Here is a 26,787-nt window from a genome sequence, read left to right as displayed (position 1 = left end):
GACCAATGAAGACGATCACCATCAACGGCAAAACACATGAAGTCGATGTCCCGGACGACATGCCACTGCTCTGGGTTTTGAGAGACGTGCTCGGCATGACCGGAACCAAATACGGCTGCGGCATCGCCCAATGCGGAGCCTGTACCGTCCTGATAGACAACATGGCAGTTCGATCCTGTCAGACAACCATGGATATGATCGATGCTCAACAGATCACCACGATCGAGGGCGTCGGTGAGACCGAAAACGGGCGCAAAATCCAGACAGCGTGGCTCGAAAAGGAGGTTGTCCAGTGCGGGTACTGTCAGTCCGGCCAGATCATGTCGGCAACGGCGCTTCTTAATAGCAATGCGAAGCCGACAGACTCGGACATCGATGAGGCAATGGCAGGCAATATTTGCCGTTGTGGCACTTATGTCCGGATCCGCGACGCGATCCACACTGCAGCGGCATAGAGGGGACTGACATGATCAACAATCTTCATTCCCGTCGCGGCTTCCTCAAAGGTACCGTCCTGGCGACCGGAGGTCTTGTGCTGGCGGTTCAACTGCCACGGATGGGGCGAGCAACCGGCCCAGCGAGTTCCTCTGAAGAGGCCGCCTTCACGCCCAATGCCTTCGTGAAAATTGATGAAAACGGGATCACCCTGATCATGCCACACACGGAGGTAGGGCAGGGTATTTATACATCCAGCGCGATGTTGATGGCAGAGGAGCTAGAGCTTCGGCTTGACCAGTTGAAAGTGGAAGCCGCTCCGCCGGACCTTTCGAAATATATGGATCCCATCCTGTACGACCAGGCGACGGGTGGATCGACATCAACTCGTTCCGACTGGATGCGGCTACGGCAGGCAGCCGCTACGGCGCGTATCATGCTTGTTGGAGCGGCGGCCGCCAAGTGGCGGGTCGATCCAGCGCAATGTCGGGTCCATGAGGGGACGATCTACCACGACGCTTCAAATCAATCGTCGACCTACTATGACATTGCGGCCGAGGCGGCAAAGCTGCCCGTTCCAGCCGACGTTCCATTGAAGGACCCGTCTCAGTTCAAAGTCATCGGAACGCGAGCAAAGAGGCTCGACACTCCCGGCAAAGTCAACGGTTCGGTCGTCTACGGTATGGATATCAGGGTCCCCGGCATGAAATATGCGACGCTGGCGATATCTCCGGTGACCGGTGGCCGTTTCACAAAAATGAATGAAGCTGCGGCTCGCGCCGTGAAAGGTGTCCTCGACATCGTGACCGCCGATAATGCCGCTGTTGCGGTGATCGGCGAACACATGTGGGCGGCGAAGCAAGGCCTGGATGCCCTCAATATCGAATGGGACGCGGGTGAAAACGGCGCCGTCACGGTGGACACTATTGTCGCCAAGATGGACCAGGTATCGCAACAGCCGGGGGTCGTCATCCGTGACGAAAATAAAGCGGTTGACGTAATCGCAAACGCCCCAACAAAGCTTTCGGCGATTTACCGTTCGCCGTTCCTATCGCATTCACCGATGGAACCCCTGAATTGCACCCTGCATATTCAGGACGACCGGGCGGAGGTCTGGGTAGGCACACAGGTGCCTGTCCGCACACAAAAGGCAGTCGCGGACATCACAGGGCTACCGCCCGAAAAAGTCACCGTGAACAATCAGCTGATGGGTGGAGCGTTTGGACGCCGCTTGGACGTCGACACGATAGAGCTGGCGGCCAAACTCCTGAAGGACACCCGCTACCCGGTCAAACTGGTCTGGACGCGCGAACAGGACATGACGCACGACTATTACCGGCCATATTACTACGATCGGGTGGCCGCAGGCCTCGACAAGGACGGCCGCATGATTGGCCGCACGCATCGGGTGACGGGGTCCTCCATCTTCGCACGGTGGGCGCCAGCAGCGTTCAAGAATGGCATCGATCCCGATGCCGTCGATTGCGCGTCGGAGACCCCCTACGATGAAGAGGCCGTTTTTGCGGATTATGTTCGCGACGAGCCAGCGGGTGTTAACACCAGCTGGTGGAGAGGTGTCGGGGCAACGCACAATCTCTTTGTAGTCGAGAGCTTTGTGGATGAGATGGCGACCGCGACAAAGCAGGACCCGCTTGAGTTTCGCCGGAAGATGCTCACGAAGAATCCGCGAGCACTTGCGGTACTGAACCTTGCTGCCGAGAAAGCAGGCTGGGGTCAAGCATTGCCGCCGGGAAGGGGCAAGGGCATCAGCCTTCAAGTGGCTTTTGGAAGCTATCTCGCGCACATCCTGGAAATCGAGATCACCGACGAAAAGGAGGTTCGCCTCGTTCGCTCGGTCATCGCGGTTGATTGCGGCGTTGTGATCAACCCAGACACCGTTGTCGCCCAGATGGAGGGCGGAGTGATCTTTGGCCTGAGCAGCGCGATGTTCAATCAGGTCACCTTCACCGACGGTGCTGTCGATCAGACGAACTTCGACACCTATCGGGTACTCCGTATCAACGAGGCACCCAAGATCGAGGTCTATCAGATCAAAAGTGGCGAAGCGCCAGGAGGTGTCGGCGAGGCTGGAACGGCCGCCGCAGCTGGTGCACTTGGCAACGCGATCTTTGCGGCAACAGGAAAGCGGATTCGCTCCTTGCCGCTTGCCGAGGCACTAGCCTAGTGCGGCAAGACTGCAGGCCGCGCATTCAAGCGCGGCCTGCTACACCCCTCGACGAAATTTCTGGAGATTGGAAATGGATCCGTTGCGATTGGCGGAGGAGTGGTTTCTTTCTGGCCGACAGGTTGCTGTCGCGACAGTCTTGAAGACATGGGGATCTGCACCGAGACCAGTCGGCAGCTGTTTGGTTATCGATCAGGACGGCAACTTTGAGGGGTCAGTCTCGGGCGGCTGTGTTGAGGGCGAGGTCATCACTCAAGCGATGTCGGTGATTGAGACCGGCCGTCCCACTCTTCTTGATTTCGGCGTGGCAGACGAAACTGCGTGGCGGGTCGGCCTTTCATGCGGGGGCAGAATCGAAGTCTACGTGGAGAGGGTCGACTGATGCAATTCTCCGAACTTGCAAAGACAAACAAGCTCAGGGCCAGTCGAACGCCGATTGTCGAGATTGTCGACCTAAGATCGGGCAACCAAACTCTTCATCTGGATCGAATTCCAGAGAACGATCCCCTGCGCTTTGAGATCGAGATCGCCTTGAATGACGGGGTCTCTCGCCGGGTCTCGGTGGGAACGGAAAACTACTTTCTCAGAGTTCACGCGCCCAAAAGGCGCATCGTAGTCGTCGGGGCCGTCCACATAACCCAGCACCTCGCCCCAATGGCATCTGCAACAGGCTCGGAAGTTCTAGTCATCGACCCTCGTGAAGCGTTTGCTTCCGCCGCAAGATTTCCCGGTGCGACGATATACTCGCTTTGGCCGGAGGAGGCGTTCGCTGCCATTCAACTCGATAGATCGACTGCAGTCATTGCGGTCACCCACGATCCGAAAATCGATGACCCGGCGATTGTTGCTGCGCTCTCGCACGGCTGCTTTTATGTCGGTGCTCTCGGAAGCAGAAAGACACACGCTGCTCGTCTTGATCGATTCCAAAGTTATGGATTCTCGCGTGAGCAACTGCTGTCTATCCGAGCGCCCATTGGCTTGGACATCGGTGCTCGCTCGCCAGCGGAGATCGCTGTCTCGATCCTCGCCGAAGTCATCGCTTTTCAGGCGGGCAGGGTAGGTAGGGAGCTGATTTGATGTTCGGCATGATCGAAACCAAAACAGCTCTCGGAGCTATCCTGGCACACAAGGTCAGTGCGGAAGGCAGAACTTTTAAAAAGGGACACAAGCTTACCCGGGAAAATCTAAGTTTCCTGGTCTCTTCGGGAATCTCACTGGTCACGGCACACCGTATCGAACCCGATGAGGTTGACGAGGAGAGTGCGGCAGATCTTGTTAGTAGGGCGATTGGTGCAGAATACATGAGCATTGCCCCGGCCGTGGGTGGTCGGATGAACTTCTATAGCCAGGAAAATGGACTTTTCGTCGCCGACAAAAAGTTGGTCGACATCTTTAACAGCATTGACCACGCCATCACGTTGGCTTCCTTGGCAGATCGCATCTCCGTAACGGCCGGAGAAATGATCGCCACCGTGAAGATCATCCCGCTCGCAGTTCCACGGTTAGCTGTCGAAGCTGCGGCAGCGGTCGCCAAGACAGGATGCATGATCAAGGTCATGCCGTTCCGTCGCCACACGGCCAGCTTGGTCGCCACCCAGTTGCCCAGCCTATCCGAAAAAACGATGAGCAAGACAGCTCGCATCCTTGGTGGTCGACTCATGGAGAGGAACAGCCTCCTTCTGTCCGAAACACGGGTGGCTCATTCCGCGGAGGCAGTTGCCGCTGCGTTGAGAGTAGAGATCGAGACGCGCCCGCCCAGTGACCACATGATTGTCGTCTTTGGGGCTTCCGCCGTTGTCGACAAAAACGACGTAATTCCAGAAGCCATACGTTTGGCAGGTGGTGTGGTCGAACGCGTTGGCATGCCTGTGGACCCAGGCAATCTCCTGGTTCTCGGCAGAGTCGGCGATATTCCTGTGATCGGTGCGCCTGGTTGCGCTCGCAGCTCGTCGGAAAACGGACTGGATTGGGTCCTGGACAGGTTGATCGCGGGCGATCACCTCGATGGCTTGGATATCAGTCGACTGGGGGTAGGAGGTTTGCTTAAGGAAATTTCGGCACGCCCGCAACTACGTGAAGAGCCAGCTCGGGGCGCTCATTTTCTGGATGAAGAGGCGGTAAGCGCTTAAATTGCGCGACACGACGGGATTCGCCAATTCGCTCGCGGGCCAGGAGAGTACCAGACCGAATGGCTTTCTATCAAACTCGTCCGTTATGAAGTCACTCGATCCTCTCGCCGGTGTTTCCGTATTTCTGAAGGTTGCCGAAACACTCAATTTCTCGCGGGCCGCCGAGCAGCTTGGCATGTCAAAGGCGACGGTCAGTGTGCAGCTGCAGGAGCTGGAGAAGCGATTGGGTGTACGCCTCTTCCAGAGGAACACCAGGAGCGTGGCTCTCACTGAAGCGGGTGACACCTATCGGCAGTCCCTTGGTGACCTGCTTGGACAGGTAAATAAGGCTGAAATCAATGCAAAGGCTCTGCACGACGGGACGTCAGGGCAAATCCGGCTCTCTGTCTCACCTGATCTCGGGCAAAGGTATCTATCGGGCGCCGTTGCCGAATTTTCTCAGCTTTATCCTGACATCGACATTTTTATGGACTTCTCGCTCGAGCCTGTCGATCTGGTTGAACGCGGGATGGATTTGGCCGTTCGGAGTACAATCGCCAATGAGCAGAGCTTAATCGTACGTCGGCTCGCGTCGACGAGCTTGGTGGTCTGCGCTTCTCCCGGCTATCTCAAAGATCGACCTGACATTGTCGTGCCGACCGATCTTCTAGATCATCGCCTTCTCCATTTTTCCCCTTTGCGTTGGGGCAGGGAATGGCACTTTCAAAAATCTGAACAGCACGAGAAAGTTTCGATCCCGCCTCGGATCGAAGCGAACGATAGCATTGGACTGAAAGAAGCAGCGATACGGGGCGCAGGTATAACCCTACTGCCTCGTTATTTGGTAGCTGACGAGCTTCGTGACGGTCAACTGGTCCAGATATTGGACGATTGGGTGACCGCCAAACTAGAGATCAACGCTGTTTTTCCTGCCAATCGGCATATCAATGCAAAAGTAAAGGCACTTGTTGCGCACCTTTCAAAGGCTCTTCGGCACGCGTTGGAGCCTTCGTGACGACCATCAATGGCTATTTCATCAGGCCGATAGTCGATAAAAGTGCCTTGGCCACCAAGTCCAGCATCAGGCGAGCTTCCTTAACGGCCCCCTCTTCGTGTATTTTTTCTACCGCCGCCACAGACATGGGCGGCTCCTTGCCTAGCTGAGAAGAAACGCGCTGCAAAGTAGGCATGGTTTTTTCAAATGTTTCCATTAAGAGCGCTTTGATGGCGTCTTCAGGCAAGGGGGATGTCTGGCCGCTGAGGGAAATGATGCGCGATTCCCACGAGGGGCGTTCGTGAGCGTGAACGACGCGATGGCGCTCACGAAGCCTCCGCTCAAAGGTCTTTTTGAAGGCCTTTTCAAACGTCTTTGTCTGATCCGAAATTGTGATGCCGCAGTCTCTCCCGACATGGCTTAGAAATTTTAGGAACTCGCAAGTCCGATCTTGGACAATGTAAAGCTCACCCGACCGAAGGCTCTGGCTGTGGATCTGCCAGGCCATTAAAAGCTCCCTCGGAGCGGATTTAAGGACTTTCCGATATTGAACAACGTACGGATACGCCAGAATTCGGTCGAGAATCTGGGAGAGTTCATCAAGAAGGACGACCCAGTATCTCTCGAGGCTATCAAAGTTGAGAGCGTTTTTGGGCGAGACCCGCTTTAGCAGGAGTTTCTTTGTCTCGTCGGACGGCATGAGCCCAGAAGCTGAGGCTCCCTCACAGGCCGCCTGTATAACGTCCGTCATCAGCTGCGCCAGCTTCGCCGTACTCTCGGCCGTCAAAGGTGGCAGATCTTCGCTGCCGCCCGCGTTACTTGTATTACCCCTTGTCGGGTCTCCACTCTCTGTCATCGTGCCCTGTTTGCTTGTAGCGACGGCCCTAACAGTAGGACGAGAATCGCTGCGTCATTACGGCCTCTTCCTGCCGGATGCGGATCGTAAGTGGTATCAGATAAAGTGGAAGACCGATAACGGGCGTCCAGAAGGCGTTGAGCGCAAGCCCGAACCCGATTAGCTCTGGGAGGATGTTCAAGAAGTAGTTCGGATGCCGAACGAATGAAAACAGGCCGCTCTTCACCAAACGATGTGTACCGCTGAGGATGATCTTGATCGTCCAAAGATCGCCGAGTGACCGTATGACAGACACCAACACCAACGCGGCTGCGATGTAGATGGCCACCCCAACAATCGACAATGTTGAGTTTTGGTTGCCCGAGCGCAATGATGCCTCGAAGATCGCAGAGAGGTAATACAGCACATGGAAGACAGCCAGCATGATGCTGTTCAACGCGCCGTATTCAATTGCTCCGTGAGCTTTTAAGGCTCGTTCGTGACGGGCGGAGATGAATACTGTCGCGATCCTCCAGCAGAAGGCGACAACGATGAATGCTATGAGTGGAAGCGACATTTCGGTCCTTTAGAGACGCAAGTTCGATTACAGAAAACGCAGGCCAAACCGCTCTGCAATTGTTTCGGGCGCTTCACCGGAGTCTGAAGCGATTTCGACGAAGAATTGCTCAAACCCTCCAGGTGTCAATATGACCATAAGCCTAGCCTCGTCGTCGCCGACATTCTCTATCCGATGGGGAATTCCGCGGGGCAGAAATGCGATCCCATCCGATACAAGCCTCTGATGTTTGTCACCGCACCAGAAGCCCACGGTGCCGCTCAAAACACGAAAGGTCTCGTCTTCCCGTTCATGAAGGTGGAGAGGCGTACCGTCGCCGGGATGGAGTATGACTTCCATGATCGACATCGCGGCTCCGCTAGCTTCGCCTAACATCCTTATAATGTTGGTGCCAAAAGCTTCGACCCGCACTCCATCGAGCGGATTTGAAAAGATAGCGGCGCTTTTTTCAGACATCGATTGCTCCATGATTTTTGCGGACCATAAGAGGTCGGCACGACGTCGATAAGGACGCTTTCCTAAACAGCATGTTTACGGGAAGCCTCGGCTTTCGCCTTGAACTCGTTGAGAAATAGTTCTTTCTCGCTGAGAGGAGAACACGAGAGAACCGTATGAACATCCAGCCAAGGAAAATTCAGGCAAACACCTCGAGGATAATCCGGGCGATCGAGGCCGAAGCATGGATGGACATGCTGAATGCCGCACCGCCGTCGGTTCGGAAGCAGTTGGGGATCGAGACTTTCCGGAGCGACAATGCGTGCTTTCTAGCCTGCCGTGAGCTTCCTGCCGTCCCCTTCAATCGCGGATTTGCCATTGGTCCGCAGTGGTCGGCTAACGAAAGGGAGATGGCAGAAGGGTTGCGATGGCTGGATCGCAACGCATCGAAAACGTGGGTAATCCAAGTTGACGAGGATGGCTTCAACGCTTCCAGTGCCGCTCTGTCCCGAATGGGGATCATACAGAAGGACAGTGGTTGGATAAAATTCTTCTCCAAAACGGTCCCTCACATTGTGCCGAACGAACCCAGGATCGAAATAGCCGACGGCGGCCGCAAGGCGACCGACTTCGCAAACGTGATCAACGCGGGGTATGGCTTTCCAACGGCGACCTTCGAGTGGTTCAAGGCGCTTGCTAACCGGGACAGGTGGACCTGCTATGTCGCATACGTTGATGAAGAGCCTTGCGCAGCAGGAGCGGCTTTCGTCGGATCTGCTGGAGCATGGTTTGGCATTGATGCAACTCTTGTCACCGCGAGAGGCAAAGGCCTCCAGTCGGCAGTGATAGTGCGGCGGTTACGCGATGTCGGGGACAAGGGAGCCGTCATCGCAATGGCCGAGACTGGCCGACCTGCGACCGTCGACAGTCCGTTGGGCACGAGCTTCAGGAATTATCAACGGGCGGGCTTTGAGGTTCAGCATTACTCGGCGAACTTCGCGCGAGATCCGAACGTCCCGCGCAGTGCAACGCCAGTTTTGATGATGTAGTGAAGAAGCGCTCCCTGATGGTACGCTTTTTCCTCGACCGATAAATTACTGGGCGGGCTGACGCATTGGCTTCAGGGCCACCGCCCACTTGTGCAGTTCTCCCAAGAGCGTGGTCGTTCCAGAGATGACTGCTTCGTTAGGGGTGAAAATGCCTTCGTCGTTGATGAACTGGGTGTAGAAAGGGACCGGAACCGGCTGGTTGATTGCCACCACGTTCACGTTTCCTAGCAACTGACGAAGTTCCTGGGAGCCGCGTAGGCCGCCGGAAACGCCGCCATAGCTGACGATTGCTGCTGGCTTGTAGGTCCACTCGTGGAAGAGGTACTGGATTGCATTCACGAGGGCTGCCGAAACGAAGTAGTCATACTCCGGCGCAACAAACAAAAACGCGTCAGCTGAGGCTACGCTTTCGCTCCACCGCTTAGTATGTTCGTGCTCATACTTGCGCATTGCCGGATGGGCTGGTTCATCCAGAAGCGGCAGGGCGAAATCTGCAAGATCCACCAGCTCGACGTCGAACTGGCCGTGTTCCTTGGCGAATTGTTCGACCCATTTTGCCACCGTCGGACCGTTGCGGCCCGGGCGAGTGCTGCCGATTATAACGTTCAACTTAAGTGCCATCTGGCTACCTTTCTGGCGTCAAGGGACCTTAAGGGTCCGGTTCGGATCTTCTGAAGAGTGGTCTCGCTAAAGAGGAATCCTGTAGAAACCAAGGGCTTCTTCCAGCTCCGCCTGTTCGTAGCTGAAATGCGAGCGAATTACCTTGTAGAGGACGTCAAACGTCGTTTTGGTCACGGAGAAGGTGTCGGGGCCGGGTTGCGCCAAAATCAGCGCAACATTGGCCGAGAGCTCGTCCAGGATCTGGCCAATTATCCGATGCTCGTCCCCAAGGCGTTCGACAACTCGCTTCATTCCCTCGTCTCCATTCGCATGGAGAACCGGAAAGAATTCTTCGTCCTCTGCTCGGTGGTGAAAATCCAGGAACTGGCATTCGCGGCCGCACAGATTGCCGAAAGCTCTGTAGTTCTTCAAAAGCTCGAGTGAATCGATGTGCTCGGCCAATTCTCCAGCAGCGATTTCACCGGCTCCGACCATGTCCATCATCGCCCTGGTCTCATCGAGAGCAACAATGTGCATTTCGTGAATCATCGCCAGCTTCCGGCCTGTGATTCGATGTGCGAGCGTCGCGCCGGGAACTGGTGGGGCCTTTGGCCGTGTTTTGTCGTCGAGAAGATCGAACACTTTCATGAAATTCATTGCCGTTCATTTCGTCATTGAACCAGATGGTGCCGTTCCCCCGCAACCAAAATTCGGAGGGTCGGTATCCAAATGATCCCAATGTATCGCCGGGAAACTAGAACCATATTTAGCCCGTCTTGATTAGGGGGCGCTATGACGGCGCGGAGCAAGAAGTGGTTGCAGGCGCCTTGGCACCTGCATTAATGGTAATAGCGGTCATTTTCTTACTCCCATGGTGCTTTCGTCCAGCGAGGGCGGGACGGTGTTGACGGCTTCATCAGCGGCGCCAGCAAGCGCCTCGCTCATTTTGAGGATGACGGCTTTTGCATGCAATTCGTGCCGCTCGGCGACGAAAGACGGCTCGTTGTACGAAAGCCAATGGCCGTCGGGGGTGCTCCAAGCCAATGCCTTCAATGGCAGATCGATGCCCGCCAGCTGGTTGAGCTGGAGCAATTCGGTACCGATTTTCGGATTGCCAAATATCGTCAGCAAAGTCGGGCCCAACTGCAATCCCGCGGCTTCCGCGTCGGCAGCGAAGTCTATTCGAGCAAAAACCTTCATCCCTCGTGCGACAATCGCCCGCTCGAATGCCGCCATCGTATCGGCTGGGCGAGTATGGGCCTTCAGAACAGTTAACCCGGGCGTCATGTGAGCTTCTCCTGGGAAGAGCCAGCGAGTGCGGCGTTTCCTGCAGGCTCAGAGGTGGAGCCGAAGGCCATCCTATTGATGCCGATCGCCACGGCCATCCCCATCACCTGGGCTGCGACGAAAGCGATGGCAGTAATGGGTGCCAAGGCAACAGGCCCTGAAGCGAAGGCGGCGGCTAGCGTCACCGCTGGGTTGGCATAAGAGGTGGATGGAGTGGCGAGTATCGCGGCGACCAACCAAGAGCCGACGGCGAAGGGGCCGGTGTCCCATCTGCTGCTGCGAGCGCATCCCAAGACGATTGTCATCAGTCCAGCAGAGGCTACTAACTCGCTGAGGAGCATCCCGAAGGAGGGAAATTCAGGAGAGACCGTCCGAAACGGGCTTCCAAACATCTGTCCAGCTACCAATGCCCCGACAAAGCCGCCAATAATTTGAGCGATGACGTAGCCTATGGTGCAGTCGCCCTTGCGCTCACCGCCAAGCCACTGAGCGAATGATATCAGGGGATTGTAATGGCCGCCCGATACCTTCCCCAGGGCAACGATCAAGCCAACCAGGGATCCAGCGATCGCAATCGCAATTGTGAGCGATGCTGCCAACGGCTGAGCTTTCGCGAACGTCGAGACCGCGAGGCCAGACCCGACCATGGCAATCGCAAGAAGCCCGGTTCCCACGCTCTCCACAAAGGCCCGTCTAAAAAGAGACAGGGCGGGGTCGCGCTCGAAAAAGCACCGGATGTCTGTGGAGGGAGCGGTCTCGGCCATTTCAGGATGCCGATTGCTGACTTGAGAGCCAACGCCCTTCGACCTCTTCCATTTTGACTGCGAGTTCCCCGGGCGTCAGAATGCCCTTCTGGAAGAGGATGTTGGCAAATGCCGCGATCCATCGTTCATAGTAGGAGAGCTTGCCGACCATTTCGGAGCCGAGTGCCTCAACACCGCGGCGCTTTTCCTCGGTATTGACTATCTTGTGAAAGTCGAGGACGTCAGCCAGGGCGTGGCAACGCTTCTCCCAGGGAAGAAGCTCGTGCTCAATTCGCTCGATTTTTCCGGCCGCCTCGCCGCCGATATCGTTCGGTAGTTTTTTGACAAGTAGCTCTGAGCCCATCACGCGGCCTCCTTTTCGTAGCTTACAGGGATCACGCCAATCATAGCGTCGCGTGTGACGAGGTCGGCAAGTTCTTCCTCGGTCAGAGCTTCTGTCCCTGCTGGGCGCAAGGGCAGGACCAGGTAGCGGATGACAGCCGTCGAGTCGCTGACGCGGATCTCAACGTCGTCCGGGATGTGAGTGCCGAACTCCTCCAGCACCGCTCTCGGTTCATGGACGGCGCGAGCTCGGTACGGCTTCAGTTTGTACCAGTCTGGTGGCAGACCAAGGACGGGCCGGGGATAGCAGGAGCACAAGGTGCAGACGATCAGATTGTGGACGTCCGCCGTGTTCTCAAGCACGATCAGTTGGGTATCGTCATAGAATGTGATGCCCAGTTCTTCGCAGGCGGTGCGTCCGTTTTCCAGGAGCCGTTCCTTGTAAGCGGGATCCAGCCAAGCCCTGGCGACGACCTTGGCGCCGAGTGCGGGAGTTCGAGAGTCGAGGACTTCGATCTGCCTTCTGATCTCGTCGGCACCGAAAAGCTTGCGTTCAACCAGCAGTTCTCTGACTGCGGTTTCCATTATCTCGTAGTATCCAGGATGCTCGTCGGCCGTGATAGCCTCGTGAGGGTGATCATGATCATGATCATGATCGTGGCCGTGGTCGGTCATCTCAAATCCTTTCCAGCCAATTTTCGAAAATCTCAATTCTCAAGCCGTCGTTGGGCGAGCCCACGTAGTCGGACCAAATCTCCGTCATCGGGATGGCGATGCGGTAGTAGTGCCCTTTGGAACCGGCGTTGCGTCCATAGGCCTCTTCTTCGTTATCGACGGCCATCGTAGGGATGACTGCCTCTACGTTTCCGAGTTTCCCGCGCAGGTAAGTTGGCATGCGGTAGTGCCCAACAGGCGAGCGGGTAGCGATCGTTACGCGATCGCCTGGCGCGAAAGCGGGTACCTCGCCTAGCGCTGGCACAACTCCGCCGATATGCGTTGCAGCAGTCTGCATAAGGATTCTCCTTGAGAGCAATTGGCTTAAAATGACTGAGCGCGAGCCACATTCTTGTAAGATGCTGTCGCCGCGGAATTCGGATCACAAAGTGGGTGAAGAACGTCGGCAACTCAAACTTGCACGCTCCATTTATACCGACCTGTAACCGTCCATAATCCAGCTTGAGACCAGTCGTGCATAGTCCGCCGAGGCATCTTCCCAAACGAAATGACCTGCCTCGACGATCTCGGCCCGGCTGTGGGGAAGAAGTTCTGCCAGGAAGTCCCCATTTGACGGGGGAACAAGCGGGTCGTCTTTGCCGGAAATAACCAAAACTGGCGTCTGAATGTCGGGAAGGAGCTTTTCGAGCCGGGGCAAGTCGGTGGAATAGGCCCGAACGAACTCTGCAGCTTCGTTCCAGCGTTGGCCCTCAGAAGACCGTCGGTAGTCCGCGAGGATTTCCGTTGGGATTGTAACTCTCGCTGAGCCTGAAACGAATTTCACGACCTGTTCGCCGCCGTCGGAGCCGACATAAGCGGCTTTTTTCGATGCCACCACCTGTGCCAACGACTCGCCCAGCAGGGGCATGCTGGCGCCTCCGCTGCCTGCAACGATGCTCTCGAAAAGGTCTGGCCGCTTGGATGCGGCGAACAGCGTGGCCAAGGTACCCACGTCGGGTGCGATAACGTGCGCCCGCTCGATTCCGAAAGCAGCCATGAGGTTTATCACGAAGTTACCCATCGCCTCCGGCGACATCAAATCTTCTCGGGCGTTAGATTGACCGAATCCTGGGAGATCTACCGCGACGACGGGTCCGAGTTTGCAGAGGTCCGACCAAACGAGATTGAAAGCAAAGATGCTCTCCGGCCATGGAGCCGTCAGAAGCAACGGGACGCCGTTTTCCTTTCCCGCCTTCACGTATCGTACCGACACGCCATCGACGGACAGGTGGTCGATCTTCTCTTTGATAAAGATGCCGTCAGCCATGTGAATACTCCTCATTTTCGGCACCTTGGCCGCGATTGAATTCGCCCAAAACTCGCAAATGAGCCCGCTCCGGTCTTTGACGATCCGGCTTTTGTGTGGACGACGGATGCTTGTCTCGGCGCTGATGGCTATGAACGCTGTGAGGCGGCTAGAGGCCGAATTTTACAAGACCGCGTTGAGATTTTTCCGCTTCATGGGGTCATCGAAGAAACGAGGTGCACCATGAATTCGGTCGACAGATTCGACATTTTGATCTTTGGCGGTGGCAAAGCTGGCAAGACGCTGGCCATGGACCAAGCAAAGGCGGGCAAGAAGGTAGCGGTCGTTGAGGTGGGTCTCATTGGAGGCTCGTGCATCAACATTGCTTGCATTCCAAGCAAGACACTTATCCGTAGCGCCGAAGTCGCGCATTCCATGAAGGGGATTTCCGAGTTCGGGATCACCGCCGACAACGTCCGCAGCAGTCTCGATCTTGTTCGCGATCGCACCGCGCGTGTCGTGGCAGAGATGGTTGCCACTAACCAAGCCGGTTTCGACGCAAGTGGGTTCGACCTCGTATTGGGCTGGGGTAAGTTCATCGCCCCGAAAACCATTCAGGTTAAGACCGCGTCTGGAACGAGAACTGTTTCGGGCGAGCAAGTTTTCATCAATTTGGGAACGACAGCAGACGTACCAGACCTTCCGGGTCTCGCGGACGCATCTCCGATCACCCACGTTGAAGCTCTGCAGCTTGGCGACCTTCCAACGAAGTTGATCGTAATCGGCGGTGGCTACATTGGAATGGAGCTGGGCCAGGCCTTCCGTCGCCTGGGTTCAGAAGTCACGATACTTGAGCGGGGACCTCGGCTTGCTCCGCGGGAAGACACAGACGTCAGCGAAGGCATTCTGAAGATCCTCAATGGCGAGGGGATAGAGGTGGCGCTCAGCGCCTACGACCTCTCCGTTAGCGGGCGCTCAGGCGAGAGTGTCACTGTCCGTAGCGCGGATGGTCGAGTATTCGCGGGATCGCACATCCTCGTCGCCTCGGGCCGACGTCCCCGAACAGCGGGCATCGGGCTCGAACTGGCGGGTATCGAAGTCGACGACCGAGGTTTCATCAAGGTTGACGACCATCTTCGGACGACCGCCGATGGCGTCTGGGCGATGGGTGAGGTTGCCGGAACTCCTATGTTCACCCATGCGTCCCTCGATGACTACCGCGTGGTCAAGAGCACGATGACGGGTGGCAACCGAACCACAAAGGGTCGAATGATCCCGTACTGCGTCTTTATCGATCCGGAATTTGCTCGGATCGGGATGAACGAAGCGGAAGCGCTCAAGGAAGGCATTGAGTACCGCGTCGCGAGGCTTCCGATGGATGTCGTGCCGCGAGCAAGGACCCTCTCACAACGCAAGGGGTTCATGAAAGCGCTCGTTGCGGTCGATTCCGACAAGATCCTTGGTTTCAGCATGCTCGGCGTGAACGCAGGCGAAGTAATGAGCGTCGTTCAAATGGCGATGCTTGGTGGTCTGCCCTTCACAACGCTTCGCGACGGGATATTCGCCCATCCAACCATCACCGAGGGGCTGAATATGCTGTTTGCGAATGTACCGGCATCAGCTGTTGTTCGCAAAGCCGCGTGACATCGATTAATAGGACCGAGATCAATGACTTTGGAAAACGCTACAAACACCGAGACGAAGTACGCGGACTTGGACGGGCGACGCATTGCCTACCGTTTGATCGGGCAGGGAACGCCACTCGTTCTTGCGGTCCGTTTCAGGGGTACACTTGATGCCTGGGACCCCCTGTTTCTCGACGAGTTGGCCAAGGACTTCACTGTTATCACCTTCGACTATACCGGCTTGGGTGCATCCACTGGAGAACCAACCTACGACCGAGCCTCCCTGGCGAAGGACGCCAAGGACCTGATCGATTTCCTTGGATACAAGAAGGTTGTGATGGGCGGCTGGTCGCTCGGAGGTGTCGTAGCTCAAGTCTTCAGCCTGACGTATCCGGAACTGGTCTCCCATCTGGTTTTGATTGGAACTGCCCCTCCAGGCCATTCCAAGATCAGCGGAGACCCACTCTTCATGAAGACCGCCATGAAGCCTGTAAACGACCTTGCCGACGAAGCAATTTTGTTTTTCGAGCCTGAATCTCCTCGGAGCAAAGAGGCTGCGCGACTGTCTCACGAACGAATAGCTGCTCGAAAAAATGACCGCTCGCCCATAATTCAGGAGGCAACGTTCATGAAGCTTCTGAGTGAAGCAAAGGACCGTACCACCATTTTCCCGGACCCGAACGGGCAGCAGATGGAGGATATGGCCGCTGGACGCCATCCGATCATCGTCGTCAGTGGCGACCACGACATCGCTTGTCCGGTAGACAATTGGTTCGAGGTATCGACCTTTTGGCAGTCGCTTCACATCGTAACGGTACCGCAGGCCGGTCATGCACCCCAACATCAGGTGCCTGAATACGCTGCAGAAGTGATCGCGTCCTTCGTCCAGCGAATCCGGTAATCGACGCTTTCTGTTCTTATCACCCCTTCTAACCACCCATGGAGGCTTAAAATGCCGTTCCGAGCTATCCGTTTAGCTCACCCTGGCTTTGCCATTGCTAGGAAGTTCCTGGCCTGTACGGATCTGCTGCTCGCTCAGCCGCCGTGCCGACATAGAGCGGGCGCGGATTGACGATGGCAGTATCGTTCGGCGACACCCCTGCGGCCCGCGAGGCCGGAGCAATGGCGATGTCGTGGTCTTGAAGTCTTGAGGATCAAAGATGACGGTAGCCAATGTCGATCGTTACGGCTACGAAGAACACCCTAGCGCAAACCGCGACAGGTTCGTGGCCGACAAGTCTCCGTGGAAGCAACGGGAAATTCCCGCTGACTTCGTTGAAGAAGGCGGAGTAGCAACTACCGAACGGCGATCGACTGTTACCATCAGCTTTCACTGGTCTCGGATGTGAACCCGGCGTGGGCCGTGAATCCTGGCGGAGAAAAAATGAGATATTATTTCACCTATGACGCCTCAAGCGTGATGCGCCGAGTAATCATCATCGCGCCAGGCGATTCAGATGACGTACTGGTTTACTGCCCGCCAATCGACGGGCAAGATCCGTGGGTCGAGGAGATGGATGACCTTGAGGCTGCGGAGAGATTGGCTTCTACGCTGGTTCAAAAGACCGGCCAGTCGGTCGTACTTATGACCAGGGACAGCGTTGATTGGTGGAAAAGCGGACTGACTCCCGTAAATCAACGATAGCAGTGCAGGGGCAGAAAAACCAACCATCGCAGAATCAATTGGCCTTCATCAATGCGACGTCCACCAATATCGGCGGTCAAGTAACCATCAACGTGAACCATATCGTGGCTGTTGTGGTAAGCGGCGGCAGCACGGTTATCCAAACGTCGGTTCCTATCGGAGACCGCGGCCCCTACGGTATATACGTCAGTGAGAGCTATGCTGATATCGTCGGGAGGATTGCTACTGCTGAGGCGCATGGTCCCGGCCGGTGATCGTGGCTCTTCCGCCCCGCGCAAATCACCAATGCAGATAATCGATAGCCGCCTCGTTCTAGCGGACGCAAGTGCTGTCACGCGCCGTCGTGCCTACCCCCGGGTTTTCATAAACCTAGTACGAGCCATCTCATCGCGCCCATCCTTTAGATAATCTGCAAGCGTGGTCCGCTCGCGATGTGGCTTGGCAAGCGCCAATCGCATATGCCGTTTGCAGGGGTGCCAAGCACCTCGTAATCAATCCGCTTTCAGATCAACCCAAGCCTAGACGCCATTGCCACAGCTTGTGTGCGCGTTACTGCATCGAGCTTTTCCATGGCGGCTCTGAGATAGCCATCGATTGTGTGATTGGACAGCGCAAGTATTTGCCCGATTTCGCGGCTCGTTTTACCCGCGCTGGCCCATCGGAGGCATTCTTTCTCGCGAGGTGTCAAAACTTCAGTTGCCCGCGGACGCGAACTATATGAGTCTACCGCTCCCAAAAGTGCCATCATAAGCATCGCCACCTCTTCGTGGCGTTCGACCTTTCGCCGACCAGACATTAGACAAACGTAACGTCGCTGTTCTGAATCTGAGAGTGCAACCGCAAACGTGAACGAGAATCCCTCGTTGATGAAAATCCCGTCTGGAGGTCTGTGACCCGGGTGAGGGGCTCGGGCCAGAAGTAGTGGCATCGTCGGCACTGGAAGGACGGTCCGCTCAAGCCTCCTGATAAGCGGACTTTCAGTCAATAGGTTTCGAAATTTGTAGGCGTCCAGCAGATCGGTGGGCCAGTTGGTCGCCAGAACGTTGTCGGCAAACAGTGGGCGCCCTGGCGCCGGGAAAGTCCCGAACAGAAAGTAACGAAAGTTATAGCCCTTCAACATCGAGCGGAAACGCGATTGCAAGGAGTTAACCCGGGCAATCTCGCTGACGATGCGAGCTGGATCAGAGTTCTTGGTCTTACTTTGTTCCGAACGAGCAGGCATCTGGCTAGCCGTCGACGACCTCAGTCTCAGGTCTGTCGGTGCCAAGGGAATATTCGCGATGCCATTTGCCGTCGGTCGTCTCAAAAGCGATTTCGGTGTCGCGGCCTGCTATCTGCTGTCGCCGCGCGGCAATCCTTGCAGCCGTCAAGGCATCGTCATGTGTATTGAAGGGCTCTGACCAAACGTCATCAAGACGGTACGCAAAACCACCGTCATGGGGGCCAATGTGATAGGTGATATGCATTCGAAATTCTCTCTAAGTCGCTGGAATTCATCGCCGATTAATTAAGAAGGTTCCGGTAGCGGGCGGGAACCTGGGTGTGGTGCGCAACCTGCCTTTCCGAGGATTGCATAGAGCGCGATTGAGAACACTGCTGATTTGATGACCAGCAGTGGCAACCCTGTCGAATAGCTATGCTGTTGATCGTGTCGCATATGCTAATCCTGATCGAGTGTGATCCGATAATGCGCCGCGGATGCTTATACGATCTTGTAAGTTTCGGCTGTGACAGATGGCTGGAGACTATGCGAATTTACGTGCTTCGGAGACGTCCAAGGACAAAGCTTCACCCTCGAAAAAGGAAAGTATCTCCGCTAGCCTCTCGCGCTCTGCCTGACCATGAGGTTCCGCCGCGTGTTTTGCGAGACTGGTCGCAGATCTAAGTGCCCAAAACTTTGCGCCTTGTTCCGTTGCAAGATCGTATCCACGACGTATTAGGTCCCGGCCATCTTGAGCATTTTCACGAAGAAGTCGCTCTCCCTTCAATCGGTACAATTCCGCACGGCACCACCCTGCATTCTTTGAAAGCGCACGATCCAACGTGTCGTCATCGGCGAGGTGACCGCCTGCCATAAGGCAATTTTCGAACCGAGCACCCTTCGCATTCCTAAGGCTTTGATTGAACTCGTCCGAGTTGCCCAACTGGACGGCTTTAGCGACATGATGGAACGTCGTGGCCCATTCTTGCCACCGAAGGAGGGAGTTCTTCGTTGCTTTTTCGGCTAGATGGCTGAGAAGCCGAACTCCAAGATCATGGTCTCCCATGCCAAACGCAGTTGGACATGCGGAAACTGAAAGGAAGAGGCAGTACGAGATGGCGTGATCTAATGCGCTAGCTTCGTCAAATGTCGAGGCAAGCAAGGTCCTCGCCTCTGAAAGCTTTCCCTGAACCCACAGAGTCTTGACGACCGTCGATAAAGCACTGATGCGCTGATCATAACTCGCTCCGTTGTTGAGAGTCCCGCGGACACCTCCCCTTGCGAGTTCGAGTGCAGTTTGCGCGTGTTTCAACCCGGCGTCAAAGTTTCCGATGTAATGGAAGTTGTGAGCAAGGAGGCGGCTCGCTGCATTCGGCAGTACGTTCCCAAAGAGGTCGTTGAAACGGTGTGCCAGTGATATCGCCTCGACGTAGTCACCATTCATAGTGTGGATTGCCGTCATTCCTCCGACCGCGCGGAGTGTGTTCATGTGGTCACGCAAATTCTCGGCAATGGATTTGGCTTTCGAAAACTCTTCGATTGCTTCCTGGTCACGTTCTGAGCTCTTGATGTGGTATAAGGTGCCGCCATGAGAGACCCGTAGGTTCATCTCGGTAAGTGCGTCGACCCCGTCTAGCTGATCGAAGTAGGCGAGGGCGCGTTCAAGGTGCGTGAGCTGCTCAGCCATCAGGCCGAGCTGGGTCCAAATGATGTTGGAACTGGCCACAAGATCAATTCCGGCTCGCGTCTCGCCGCCTTCGGAAAATGCCCACTCTAGTGCGCTTCGGAGCTCGTGAACCAAGCCTCCGTGTTCGTTGAGCCAACTACCCGTATCGAGAACGGTCCAATCGCGCTCAGCTTCAGCAAGCCGAGCGCGGCAAAGCTTGGCGTGAGCCAATTTGCAGAATTGATCAAAACCGGAGTTGGCGAGTTTGGTCGCCGCATATTCCCTTGTGGTGACCAAGAGCCGATAGTTGCCGCCTGCGGCGGAGACGTTGAGCAAAGACTTTAGAAACAACCCGTCAAAGGCATCGTAGAATTCTTCGTCGGAGACATCCTCCGCAGCAACCCACCTTGCGTGGTCCGCAGTGAATGGACCAGCAAAAACAGAAAGCCGATCTAACAGGTCCTTTTGGGTGGGCTCCAGCGTGTTGTAGCTCCAGTCCAAAGCGGCTCTTAGCGTTTGTTGACGGGGCGGTGCGGTACGACGACCTCGCCGTAACAGAGCCAGCGGGTCCGCGACCGAGCGATGAAGACTTTCGAGATCCATATCGAACGCTCGCGCAGCTGCGAGTTCGATAGCCAAGGGTATTCCATCGAGCCTGCGGACGATATCGGCCGCCAAAGTCATTGCTTCGGGGCGTGCAAAGTCACTTTCATCGGCCACGAGGCCTGCGAGAGAAATGAAAAGTTCTAATCCAGCATATTCTGATGGGTTTACGGCCGATGAACCCTCAGGGGGAACCTCCAAAGGTGGAAGTTGCCGCACGCGCTCAAGAGACGCCCGCAATGGCTCCCGGCTTGTCGCCAAAATAGTGGTCAATGGCGAAGCCTTTAAAATTTCCTCGGCGGCGCGAGCGGCTTCGTCAACAACATGCTCGCAGTTATCAAAAACCAAGAGGGTGGCGCTCTTTTGCAACTCGCCGATAATCGCTGGGAGAACATTCGATCCGTAGACACTTAGTCCCAACTGGCTCGCCAGCGATGGCAGCAATGTCTCGCCAGTGGAATGGGCGGCGAGATCCAAGAACAGCACACGATACTGCTCGCTTAGCACTCTGGCTACCGCTATCGCGACCGATGTTTTGCCTATGCCGCCTGCACCAGCAATCGTAAGGAGCCTCGTTGTCTTAAAAAACTCAGCGGTCGTTCGTATAAAATCTTCCCTACCAAGGAGCTTGGTAGCCGTTCTCGGCAATGTCGACTTATCGATCGGATTCGCTGGACGGTTTGTCGTCGCGGAAGGACTTACTCTGACAGCCGGTAGAAACTGGTATCCTCGGCTAGGCACATTTTCGATAAATTTCCGAGCTTCATCCCCGAGTGACTTCCGAAGCGAGACGAGATGGACTCTCAGCGCTCCTTCTTCCACGATTGTGGTTGGCCAAACCGTCCGAATAAGCTCTTCTTTACTGACGACCTGTCCGGCCCGCGTGGCAAGTGCGGCGAGAATATCGAAGGCTCGACTCCCAAGGCGGAGTGCTTTCCCATCCGCAGACAGCCTCCGATTTTCGATATCTAGCTCGAAGCTATCGAAATATAAGACTGACATGCCGCCCCCAAGATTCAGCTTGGCTTTTTTCAGTTTCAGGTTCTGCACCGCCGCGTCTGCCCTTACAGGTCTTGGGCCGGTCTTTCAAGAAGTTCTAATTCACAGGTTTGAAGCGAGTTTTCCCTCTTCAGCCTGGTAGAATACTGACTCATTTCTCGCCAGGTCACCAGAGGTCGATGTGGTGGAATCATAAACCGGCCCCGCTATAAATATGCGCCAACAAATCGATGCCTGAAATCGACTTGGAGCCATGCCACGAGCAATAACGGGGTACGCATGCGAAACGGATGACAAAACCGACGGGCCCGTGGGGTAGGGTTTCCGAAGCACCGTTCGAGATCACGTTCTTTCGCAGGACGTGTGGCGCGTTAGAAAGCCATCAGATAACGGACCGCGGGTGACGAACGCGAAGCCTCTCGGCCGGGATATGTGGTAGAAATGCTCAATCCTCGACCACCTACTTGCGATGCCATAATGCAGGCCCAACCCGGCCGGAACCCCCGTATTTATTCAATTTCTGCGCGGCCTCATCGAGCAGCTTCACGAAACTGCCGGGGTCGATACCATCGGCTCTGTTCAGCAGCGCTATTAATGGATCTGACCTCATCTCAGTAATTGTAAGTGTTTCGGGCATCGTAGCCTCCTTTCTTTGACGCGTTGGAGGCTAACCAAGTGGGTGGAGAATTCTTGTCAAAATCGAGTGCGGCGCATGTCTTCGCTCGCTCCTGCCGGATCGTCCAATAATTGGAGAGACCAACCCTTTAGGACGATGAAACACCACCTTTCGAGGTGGTGGCGGATCGGCTCGCGCAATTGTGTGACAAGAGAAGGTACCAGCATGCGTGTCCTAGTTCTGTTTGCGCATCCCGCACAACGGAAATCGAGTATTAATCTCGCAATGGCCGATGTGGCCCGTAGAGTCGACGATTTGACGTTCGTTGATCTCTATGAGGAATATCCTCGTTTTCAGATTAATATTGATCGCGAGCAGAAACGCTTGCTGGACCACGATGTCATTGTCTTCCAATTCCCGATCTACTGGTATTCGACGCCCTCGCTTCTGAAAGAGTGGCAGGATCTCGTGTTGGAATACGGGTTCGCCTATGGTCCACAGGGGAAGCTACTGGCTGACAAATTCGCGCTCATAAGCGTCACCACAGGCGGTCGTGAGACCGACTACTCGGCAACTGGAGGCAATAATTACCCACTGCGCCAGTTCCTGCTGCCTTTGCAGCAAACCGCGACGCTCTGCGGAATGAAGTTCCTGCCTCCATTTGTCCTTCACGCCGCCAATCACATCGGCACGCCGGAGGCGCAGCGACATGTGGCATCATACGGCGCCCTCTTAAGCTTGATAACAACCAACCAGCTTGATCTGGATGAGGCGATGACCCGCGACACGATATTCCCGGCTGATTTGCCGATCATGGCGGAGCATTAGGCTATGGAGGGTTTAACGTTCTATGCCCTGGCATATCTCGCCGCAGCCGTCTCCGCCGTCATCATCTCGCGGAGGCTTGGGCTCGGTTCAGTTGTGGGCTACATCGCCGCGGGAGTGATTGTCGGTCCTATCCTTCACGTCTCTGGGGCAGGATCTGATTACCTCGAACAATTCTCGGAATTCGGCATCGTGATGATGCTTTTTCTGATTGGGCTGGAAATCGATCCGCAGATGGTCTGGCGGCTGAGAGGCAAGCTCGTCGGCTTGGGCGGCCTGCAAGTCGTTATGACGCTCTTGGCGGTCTGCTTCGTCGGAACGTCGTTAGGTTTCTCTTGGCAGCAAAGCGCATTGTTCGGCTGTGTCGTCTCATTATCGTCTACGGCAATCGTTCTGCAAACCCTTGAAGAAAAAGGGCTCCTGGAGTCCGACGGTGGAAGGGCGAGCTTTGCAGTCCTGCTTTTCCAGGATTTGGCGGTCATTCCTATGCTGGCTTGCATTCCTATGCTTTCTTCTGTCACCACTGTCGCCAACAGTGCTCATGGAGAAACATTCTTTGCGACGCTACCGGGGTGGGCATCTGCACTTCTGACTCTGGGAGCAGTTGTCTTCGTTGTGGCCGCCGGACACTACCTCTCGCGGCCCGTCTTTCGCGCGATAGCACAACTAGGCCTTCGGGAAGTTTTCACAGCTGCCGCCCTGTTAGTAGTCGTTGCCATAGCGGCCCTGATGTCCGCCGTGGGCCTTTCCCCGGCTTTAGGCGCCTTCCTCGCAGGCGTCGTGTTGGCCAACAGCGAGTTTAAGCACGAACTTCAGAACGATATCGAGCCCTTCAAAGGGCTTCTGCTCGGCCTTTTCTTTATGACGATCGGTGCAAAGATCGACCTTTCGATACTGTTGCAGCATTGGGCGATCGTCCTCGTTGCGACGTTGGCGATGATGTTGATCAAGGTTGGCGTTCTCCTGCCATTGGCACGGCTATTCCGACTTCGGGCGTCGGCAGCCTGGCTATTTGCTCTCGGCCTCGCCCAAGCGGGTGAATTTGGCTTTGTGTTGCTTTCATTGGGACGAGAACGAAGTATCTTTTCGGAAGAGATAGTCTCGATTTTGATACTTGTTATCACGTTGGGGATGGTCCTGACGCCCGGTCTGTTCATCCTGTTTGACCGCATCGTGACCTTGCTCGACAGTCGAGGTGCGGCCCGGGCCGACGACGAGCCCGAAGAGGGCACCGTCATCGTCGCTGGACTTGGACGCTTCGGCCAAATTGTAAATCGGATGCTGTTGGCGAACGGACACAAGCCGGTCGTGCTCGATTTCCGCGCAGAAGTGGTTGATGATCTGCGAAAGTTCGGAATCCGGTCATTTTTTGGAGACGCGGGGCGGCCAGACCTCCTTGACTCGGCGGGCCTCGCGAAAGCGGACGTCATCGTTGTTGCAATTGACGATCCAGATCGCGCGGTTGAGATCGTGACCTACGCTCGACGAACCAACCCCAATATCAAGATTGTCGCCAGGGCTTACGATCGGCTGCACTACTATCGCCTTTCCGATGCTGGCGCGGATCACATCGTTCGAGAGCTTTTCGGTAGTTCTTTAGAGGCCGCGGTCCTGACATTGAGGTCGTTGGGAATGCACCCCTACGAGGTCGAAAAGAGAAGAAACGTGTTTATCGAACAAGACCTCGCTGGATTGAAGCGGATGGCGCCCCTTTTTGATGGCGTCACGCCCGTATCTGACAATCCTGACTTCATCGCCGGGTTTAATGACATCGGGAAAGTCATCGAAAATGCGATGCTCGGCAACCGCACGGCGTACAACGACTTGGTTCGACGGGGTTGGACTCCACCCGTACTCGACGATAGTCACGCCCTGAAAGCTGAGCAATCGCGGCAGTAAATTGCCACGGGAGCGGTTGGAATGAAGCGTTTTCAGAAGCTGATAATTGCCGCTGCGGCTGTGGTATGCGTGGGTGGGGCGGGCGCCGGTTTCTTTTTCTTCTGGCCACATTCCCTGCCAGATGTTTCGGCGAGTGCACTGCAGCCCACCGGCGCAGCCCTGATTGCACGAGGCGAACATCTGACGATCGCGGCGGATTGTGCTGCCTGTCACACTACGAAAGGCGGGAAACCGTTTGCCGGAGGCTTGCCCTTCAAACTGCCGTTCGGGACTATCTACTCATCGAATATAACGACAGATCCAGAGCATGGGATCGGTGCCTGGAGTGACGCCGAGTTCGTCCGTGCGGTGCGGTCCGGGGTAGGGGCTCACGGCGAAAACTTATATCCCGCGTTTCCGTATGCGTCCTACGCCCTGATGACGACTGACGACATCTTGGCGGTCCGGGCGTATCTGCGCACACTGGCACCTGTGAGCGAGGACGCGCCATCAAACTCGCTTGCGTTTCCCTTTAATCAACGTTGGCTTATGCGCGGTTGGAACCTCCTCTTTCTCCCGTCTCGTCCTTTCGAGAGTAATCCATCAAAGGATGAGCAATGGAATAGGGGAGCATATCTCGTGGAGGCGCTCGAGCACTGCGGCGAGTGCCATACGCCGAGAGGACTGATGTTCCAGCGCAAACAGAGCGAAGCGTTATCGGGCAGCGAAGTGGATGGCTGGAAAGCCTGGAACATCACGTCCGATCCGGATAGCGGCATCGGACTCTGGACAGACGGTGAGATTGCATCCTTCTTATCCAAGGGGCATGCCAACGGGCACGGGCCCGCGGGCGGTCCGATGCGTGAAGCGGTCGGCCTCAGCTTGAGCAAGCTCCCAACGTCGGACATCGAGGCTATAGTCGCATATCTTCGGACGGTTCCCCCAATCGAAAGCGACGAGAAGGTTCGTGTGAAGCGTAAGAGCTCGATCCAGGACAGTTCGTCCAAAAATTCGGACGAGACCCTTGGCTCGCGGATCTTTGCTGGCGCGTGCGTGAGCTGTCACGGGCTCGGCGGTGACGGACTGGTGAACAGCCGGGCCAATATAATTGGCGCCCATGCGTTGGCTGATGTCGACGGCAGCAATTTTATCCGGGTTGTCCTTCAAGGATCTTCAGACAGTATGGTAGCGCCGGGTCGGACGATGCCCGCGTTTGGGGCGATCTACAATGACGCGGAGATCGCAGCGTTGGCGAACTTCGTCATCGGCGAACTTGGTGGGAAGAAGGGCGCCGTTACAGCAGATGATGTTGCGAAAGCACGGGAGTAAACTACTAGGTCATGTTGCCACAGTGGATTCCCAGATGAGCGGAAGCGGGATTCAAAGCTGCCTTTAAGACGCGGGTTTGCTCGTTGCGTTCCTTGCTCTCGTCGCCGTTTCCGTCTGGCGTTCATTATTCACCGGGACGACCCAAACCACCCGTGACGCAACCGGAGCCTCCCCAGTTCGGGATGTCTTTGTATGCCGAGCTAGGTCGTAAAACTCATTGAATTTCAACTTTTTTTAGAGCCATTATCCCTGATTTCTTGCAATATTTATTAAACGGATCAGGGAGAAAGAATGTCGGCCGAGATTGCTATTGCCAACCTGCGAAACAGAGCCGACATGCTGGAAACGGCGGCAAACAGAATATGGCATGCCTGGTCCAAGCACAGAGGGTTGACGTTAAAACAAGTGGTTCAAAAACTTCAAAGGATTAAGGCTTCAGATGACGAATTCACGTTGATCGCGCACACTGGCGATATGTTTGTCGGTACAATCTCCTTAATCAAATCCGACTTGGTCGAGAGACCAAACCTGACGCCGTGGATCGCTGCGGTCTGGGTAGAAAACGACTTCAGAAAACACCGGGTTGGGTCGGCGCTCGTTAAGGCAGCGGAGCGACTTGCAATCTCGAATGGCCGCGATGTTTTGTATCTCTGCTGTGCGCCTGAACTCCGTCCGTTTTAGAGCGGCTTGGGCTGGACCGAAATTGAGACCAACATTGGGAAAAGCGGGTCGTGCATATTTAAAAGGCAGAATCTGAAAGTTGCTGTGTCAACTGATTCCGATCTATACTGAGTTAGATTGCTAAGTAGCGATCTACAATACGGTTCGGGGAAAGGTGCGAACGGGATGG

Annotated in this window: 31 protein-coding genes; 16 read left to right on the top strand and 15 right to left on the bottom strand. The window is 55.7% G+C overall.

Going from position 1 to position 26,787, the window contains the following annotated elements; all coding sequences use genetic code 11:
- The first annotated feature begins 5 nt into the window (after window positions 1–5).
- From EFD55_RS27320 to EFD55_RS27295, 6 genes are all read left to right on the top strand, one after another.
- Entirely contained in the window at window positions 6–455 is a 450-nt protein-coding gene (locus EFD55_RS27320; RefSeq protein WP_017965601.1) for a (2Fe-2S)-binding protein, read from the top strand.
- 11 nt (window positions 456–466) lie between these two features.
- Complete coding sequence (locus EFD55_RS27315; RefSeq protein ID WP_125849333.1) at window positions 467–2,620, top strand: xanthine dehydrogenase family protein molybdopterin-binding subunit; 2,154 nt, start codon at window positions 467–469, stop codon at window positions 2,618–2,620.
- A gap of 73 nt (window positions 2,621–2,693) precedes the next feature.
- Window positions 2,694–3,002, top strand: coding sequence for an XdhC family protein (locus EFD55_RS27310; RefSeq protein WP_125849331.1), 309 nt, complete (start codon window positions 2,694–2,696; stop codon window positions 3,000–3,002).
- Window positions 3,002–3,697, top strand: coding sequence for an XdhC family protein (locus tag EFD55_RS27305; RefSeq protein ID WP_125849329.1), 696 nt, complete (start codon window positions 3,002–3,004; stop codon window positions 3,695–3,697). Before EFD55_RS27310 ends, EFD55_RS27305 begins: the two co-directional genes overlap by 1 nt.
- Complete coding sequence (locus EFD55_RS27300; RefSeq protein WP_125849327.1) at window positions 3,697–4,749, top strand: molybdopterin-binding protein; 1,053 nt, start codon at window positions 3,697–3,699, stop codon at window positions 4,747–4,749. Before EFD55_RS27305 ends, EFD55_RS27300 begins: the two co-directional genes overlap by 1 nt.
- Before the next feature lie 85 nt (window positions 4,750–4,834).
- Window positions 4,835–5,743 carry a LysR family transcriptional regulator gene (locus tag EFD55_RS27295; RefSeq protein ID WP_125849325.1) on the top strand — a complete coding sequence of 303 codons (909 nt, stop codon included), beginning with the start codon at window positions 4,835–4,837 and terminating at the stop codon, window positions 5,741–5,743.
- Window positions 5,744–5,756: 13 nt separating this feature from the next.
- Here EFD55_RS27295 and EFD55_RS27290 read toward each other — a convergent pair whose 3' ends face one another.
- The 3 genes from EFD55_RS27290 to EFD55_RS27280 all read right to left on the bottom strand — a co-directional run bounded on the left by EFD55_RS27290 (window position 5,757) and on the right by EFD55_RS27280 (window position 7,590).
- Window positions 5,757–6,473 (bottom strand): hypothetical protein, encoded by a 717-nt coding sequence (locus EFD55_RS27290; RefSeq protein ID WP_125849323.1) that lies wholly within the window; start codon window positions 6,471–6,473, stop codon window positions 5,757–5,759.
- Window positions 6,474–6,606: 133 nt separating this feature from the next.
- Complete coding sequence (locus tag EFD55_RS27285) at window positions 6,607–7,134, bottom strand: isoprenylcysteine carboxyl methyltransferase family protein (RefSeq protein ID WP_125849321.1); 528 nt, start codon at window positions 7,132–7,134, stop codon at window positions 6,607–6,609.
- A gap of 27 nt (window positions 7,135–7,161) precedes the next feature.
- Window positions 7,162–7,590, bottom strand: coding sequence for a cupin domain-containing protein (locus EFD55_RS27280; protein WP_165405086.1), 429 nt, complete (start codon window positions 7,588–7,590; stop codon window positions 7,162–7,164).
- Between the two features lie 155 nt (window positions 7,591–7,745).
- On the opposite strand from EFD55_RS27280, the gene EFD55_RS27275 reads away from it, so the two are divergent.
- On the top strand, window positions 7,746–8,618 hold the full coding sequence (locus EFD55_RS27275; protein ID WP_125849317.1) for a hypothetical protein: 873 nt from the start codon (window positions 7,746–7,748) through the stop codon (window positions 8,616–8,618).
- Window positions 8,619–8,663: 45 nt separating this feature from the next.
- Here the strand turns inward: EFD55_RS27275 and EFD55_RS27270 are convergent, their stop codons facing one another.
- The 8 genes from EFD55_RS27270 to EFD55_RS27235 all read right to left on the bottom strand — a co-directional run bounded on the left by EFD55_RS27270 (window position 8,664) and on the right by EFD55_RS27235 (window position 13,571).
- Window positions 8,664–9,239 carry an NADPH-dependent FMN reductase gene (locus EFD55_RS27270; RefSeq protein ID WP_125849315.1) on the bottom strand — a complete coding sequence of 192 codons (576 nt, stop codon included), beginning with the start codon at window positions 9,237–9,239 and terminating at the stop codon, window positions 8,664–8,666.
- 66 nt (window positions 9,240–9,305) lie between these two features.
- Window positions 9,306–9,875, bottom strand: coding sequence for a hemerythrin domain-containing protein (locus tag EFD55_RS27265; protein ID WP_239620808.1), 570 nt, complete (start codon window positions 9,873–9,875; stop codon window positions 9,306–9,308).
- A 198-nt stretch (window positions 9,876–10,073) separates the two neighbouring features.
- Window positions 10,074–10,505, bottom strand: coding sequence for a DUF302 domain-containing protein (locus EFD55_RS27260; RefSeq protein WP_125849313.1), 432 nt, complete (start codon window positions 10,503–10,505; stop codon window positions 10,074–10,076).
- On the bottom strand, window positions 10,502–11,269 hold the full coding sequence (locus EFD55_RS27255) for an aquaporin (protein ID WP_125849311.1): 768 nt from the start codon (window positions 11,267–11,269) through the stop codon (window positions 10,502–10,504). The genes EFD55_RS27260 and EFD55_RS27255 overlap by 4 nt, the downstream gene beginning before the upstream one ends.
- Window position 11,270: 1 nt before the next feature.
- A complete protein-coding gene (locus EFD55_RS27250) occupies window positions 11,271–11,615 on the bottom strand; it encodes an SH3-like domain-containing protein (RefSeq protein WP_125849309.1) in 345 nt (114 codons plus the stop codon).
- Complete coding sequence (locus EFD55_RS27245) at window positions 11,612–12,265, bottom strand: nitrile hydratase subunit alpha (protein WP_125849307.1); 654 nt, start codon at window positions 12,263–12,265, stop codon at window positions 11,612–11,614. Before EFD55_RS27245 ends, EFD55_RS27250 begins: the two co-directional genes overlap by 4 nt.
- A 1-nt stretch (window position 12,266) precedes the next feature.
- Window positions 12,267–12,602, bottom strand: a complete 336-nt coding sequence (locus tag EFD55_RS27240) for an SH3-like domain-containing protein (protein ID WP_125849305.1) — start codon at window positions 12,600–12,602, stop codon at window positions 12,267–12,269.
- A gap of 132 nt (window positions 12,603–12,734) precedes the next feature.
- Entirely contained in the window at window positions 12,735–13,571 is an 837-nt protein-coding gene (locus EFD55_RS27235) for an alpha/beta fold hydrolase (protein ID WP_125849303.1), read from the bottom strand.
- A 222-nt stretch (window positions 13,572–13,793) separates the two neighbouring features.
- Between EFD55_RS27235 and EFD55_RS27230 the strand changes: the two genes are divergently transcribed.
- The 5 genes from EFD55_RS27230 to EFD55_RS27210 all read left to right on the top strand — a co-directional run bounded on the left by EFD55_RS27230 (window position 13,794) and on the right by EFD55_RS27210 (window position 17,074).
- On the top strand, window positions 13,794–15,194 hold the full coding sequence (locus EFD55_RS27230; protein ID WP_125849301.1) for an FAD-dependent oxidoreductase: 1,401 nt from the start codon (window positions 13,794–13,796) through the stop codon (window positions 15,192–15,194).
- A gap of 24 nt (window positions 15,195–15,218) precedes the next feature.
- Window positions 15,219–16,076: an alpha/beta fold hydrolase gene (locus EFD55_RS27225; protein WP_125849299.1), complete on the top strand. Its 858-nt coding sequence runs from the start codon at window positions 15,219–15,221 to the stop codon at window positions 16,074–16,076.
- 259 nt (window positions 16,077–16,335) lie between these two features.
- On the top strand, window positions 16,336–16,524 hold the full coding sequence (locus tag EFD55_RS27220; protein WP_125849297.1) for a hypothetical protein: 189 nt from the start codon (window positions 16,336–16,338) through the stop codon (window positions 16,522–16,524).
- A 35-nt stretch (window positions 16,525–16,559) separates the two neighbouring features.
- The gene (locus EFD55_RS27215) at window positions 16,560–16,820 is read left to right on the top strand and encodes a hypothetical protein (RefSeq protein WP_125849295.1); all 261 of its coding nucleotides are present in this window, start codon (window positions 16,560–16,562) and stop codon (window positions 16,818–16,820) included.
- A 38-nt stretch (window positions 16,821–16,858) separates the two neighbouring features.
- On the top strand, window positions 16,859–17,074 hold the full coding sequence (locus EFD55_RS27210; protein ID WP_125849293.1) for a hypothetical protein: 216 nt from the start codon (window positions 16,859–16,861) through the stop codon (window positions 17,072–17,074).
- Between the two features lie 248 nt (window positions 17,075–17,322).
- On the opposite strand, the gene EFD55_RS27205 is transcribed toward EFD55_RS27210, so the two are convergent.
- The 4 genes from EFD55_RS27205 to EFD55_RS33345 form a co-directional block, all read right to left on the bottom strand.
- The gene (locus tag EFD55_RS27205; protein ID WP_125849291.1) at window positions 17,323–18,042 is read right to left on the bottom strand and encodes a helix-turn-helix transcriptional regulator; all 720 of its coding nucleotides are present in this window, start codon (window positions 18,040–18,042) and stop codon (window positions 17,323–17,325) included.
- 4 nt (window positions 18,043–18,046) lie between these two features.
- Entirely contained in the window at window positions 18,047–18,286 is a 240-nt protein-coding gene (locus EFD55_RS27200) for a DUF2188 domain-containing protein (RefSeq protein WP_125849289.1), read from the bottom strand.
- 279 nt (window positions 18,287–18,565) lie between these two features.
- Window positions 18,566–21,340: an ATP-binding protein gene (locus EFD55_RS27195; protein ID WP_245438581.1), complete on the bottom strand. Its 2,775-nt coding sequence runs from the start codon at window positions 21,338–21,340 to the stop codon at window positions 18,566–18,568.
- 409 nt (window positions 21,341–21,749) lie between these two features.
- Window positions 21,750–21,926, bottom strand: coding sequence for a hypothetical protein (locus EFD55_RS33345; protein ID WP_165405085.1), 177 nt, complete (start codon window positions 21,924–21,926; stop codon window positions 21,750–21,752).
- Between the two features lie 204 nt (window positions 21,927–22,130).
- On the opposite strand from EFD55_RS33345, the gene EFD55_RS27190 reads away from it, so the two are divergent.
- From EFD55_RS27190 to EFD55_RS27175, 4 genes are all read left to right on the top strand, one after another.
- Window positions 22,131–22,733 carry an NAD(P)H-dependent oxidoreductase gene (locus tag EFD55_RS27190; protein ID WP_125849287.1) on the top strand — a complete coding sequence of 201 codons (603 nt, stop codon included), beginning with the start codon at window positions 22,131–22,133 and terminating at the stop codon, window positions 22,731–22,733.
- Between the two features lie 3 nt (window positions 22,734–22,736).
- Window positions 22,737–24,629, top strand: a complete 1,893-nt coding sequence (locus EFD55_RS27185; RefSeq protein ID WP_125849285.1) for a monovalent cation:proton antiporter-2 (CPA2) family protein — start codon at window positions 22,737–22,739, stop codon at window positions 24,627–24,629.
- A 21-nt stretch (window positions 24,630–24,650) separates the two neighbouring features.
- The gene (locus EFD55_RS27180) at window positions 24,651–25,937 is read left to right on the top strand and encodes a c-type cytochrome (RefSeq protein WP_125849283.1); all 1,287 of its coding nucleotides are present in this window, start codon (window positions 24,651–24,653) and stop codon (window positions 25,935–25,937) included.
- 291 nt (window positions 25,938–26,228) lie between these two features.
- On the top strand, window positions 26,229–26,618 hold the full coding sequence (locus EFD55_RS27175) for a GNAT family N-acetyltransferase (protein WP_125849281.1): 390 nt from the start codon (window positions 26,229–26,231) through the stop codon (window positions 26,616–26,618).
- Window positions 26,619–26,787 lie beyond the last annotated feature (169 nt).

Origin of the sequence: Rhizobium pisi, from assembly GCF_003938655.1 — a bacterium.
Classification (GTDB): domain Bacteria; phylum Pseudomonadota; class Alphaproteobacteria; order Rhizobiales; family Rhizobiaceae; genus Rhizobium; species Rhizobium pisi.
The sequence above is the reverse complement of the archived record's forward strand: the minus strand, read 5'-3'. Positions and strand labels throughout refer to the sequence as shown.

Bases quoted from the DNA above. Each gene is read 5' to 3' on its own strand.
- EFD55_RS27185 (WP_125849285.1), top strand. From the start codon at position 22,737: ATGGAGGGTTTAACGTTCTATGCCCTGGCATATCTCGCCGCAGCCGTC.
- EFD55_RS27270 (WP_125849315.1), bottom strand. From the start codon at position 9,239: ATGGCACTTAAGTTGAACGTTATAATCGGCAGCACTCGCCCGGGCCGC.
- EFD55_RS27275 (WP_125849317.1), top strand. From the start codon at position 7,746: ATGAACATCCAGCCAAGGAAAATTCAGGCAAACACCTCGAGGATAATC.
- EFD55_RS27320 (WP_017965601.1), top strand. From the start codon at position 6: ATGAAGACGATCACCATCAACGGCAAAACACATGAAGTCGATGTCCCG.
- EFD55_RS27295 (WP_125849325.1), top strand. From the start codon at position 4,835: ATGAAGTCACTCGATCCTCTCGCCGGTGTTTCCGTATTTCTGAAGGTT.
- EFD55_RS27255 (WP_125849311.1), bottom strand. From the start codon at position 11,269: ATGGCCGAGACCGCTCCCTCCACAGACATCCGGTGCTTTTTCGAGCGC.
- EFD55_RS27175 (WP_125849281.1), top strand. From the start codon at position 26,229: ATGTCGGCCGAGATTGCTATTGCCAACCTGCGAAACAGAGCCGACATG.
- EFD55_RS33345 (WP_165405085.1), bottom strand. From the start codon at position 21,926: ATGCCCGAAACACTTACAATTACTGAGATGAGGTCAGATCCATTAATA.
- EFD55_RS27180 (WP_125849283.1), top strand. From the start codon at position 24,651: ATGAAGCGTTTTCAGAAGCTGATAATTGCCGCTGCGGCTGTGGTATGC.
- EFD55_RS27190 (WP_125849287.1), top strand. From the start codon at position 22,131: ATGCGTGTCCTAGTTCTGTTTGCGCATCCCGCACAACGGAAATCGAGT.
- EFD55_RS27285 (WP_125849321.1), bottom strand. From the start codon at position 7,134: ATGTCGCTTCCACTCATAGCATTCATCGTTGTCGCCTTCTGCTGGAGG.
- EFD55_RS27260 (WP_125849313.1), bottom strand. From the start codon at position 10,505: ATGACGCCCGGGTTAACTGTTCTGAAGGCCCATACTCGCCCAGCCGAT.
- EFD55_RS27230 (WP_125849301.1), top strand. From the start codon at position 13,794: ATGAATTCGGTCGACAGATTCGACATTTTGATCTTTGGCGGTGGCAAA.
- EFD55_RS27205 (WP_125849291.1), bottom strand. From the start codon at position 18,042: ATGCCTGCTCGTTCGGAACAAAGTAAGACCAAGAACTCTGATCCAGCT.
- EFD55_RS27240 (WP_125849305.1), bottom strand. From the start codon at position 12,602: ATGCAGACTGCTGCAACGCATATCGGCGGAGTTGTGCCAGCGCTAGGC.
- EFD55_RS27220 (WP_125849297.1), top strand. From the start codon at position 16,336: ATGACGGTAGCCAATGTCGATCGTTACGGCTACGAAGAACACCCTAGC.
- EFD55_RS27310 (WP_125849331.1), top strand. From the start codon at position 2,694: ATGGATCCGTTGCGATTGGCGGAGGAGTGGTTTCTTTCTGGCCGACAG.
- EFD55_RS27305 (WP_125849329.1), top strand. From the start codon at position 3,002: ATGCAATTCTCCGAACTTGCAAAGACAAACAAGCTCAGGGCCAGTCGA.
- EFD55_RS27235 (WP_125849303.1), bottom strand. From the start codon at position 13,571: ATGGCTGACGGCATCTTTATCAAAGAGAAGATCGACCACCTGTCCGTC.
- EFD55_RS27200 (WP_125849289.1), bottom strand. From the start codon at position 18,286: ATGCATATCACCTATCACATTGGCCCCCATGACGGTGGTTTTGCGTAC.
- EFD55_RS27315 (WP_125849333.1), top strand. From the start codon at position 467: ATGATCAACAATCTTCATTCCCGTCGCGGCTTCCTCAAAGGTACCGTC.
- EFD55_RS27265 (WP_239620808.1), bottom strand. From the start codon at position 9,875: ATGAATTTCATGAAAGTGTTCGATCTTCTCGACGACAAAACACGGCCA.
- EFD55_RS27225 (WP_125849299.1), top strand. From the start codon at position 15,219: ATGACTTTGGAAAACGCTACAAACACCGAGACGAAGTACGCGGACTTG.
- EFD55_RS27280 (WP_165405086.1), bottom strand. From the start codon at position 7,590: ATGTCTGAAAAAAGCGCCGCTATCTTTTCAAATCCGCTCGATGGAGTG.
- EFD55_RS27290 (WP_125849323.1), bottom strand. From the start codon at position 6,473: ATGACGGACGTTATACAGGCGGCCTGTGAGGGAGCCTCAGCTTCTGGG.
- EFD55_RS27245 (WP_125849307.1), bottom strand. From the start codon at position 12,265: ATGACCGACCACGGCCACGATCATGATCATGATCATGATCACCCTCAC.
- EFD55_RS27300 (WP_125849327.1), top strand. From the start codon at position 3,697: ATGTTCGGCATGATCGAAACCAAAACAGCTCTCGGAGCTATCCTGGCA.
- EFD55_RS27215 (WP_125849295.1), top strand. From the start codon at position 16,560: ATGAGATATTATTTCACCTATGACGCCTCAAGCGTGATGCGCCGAGTA.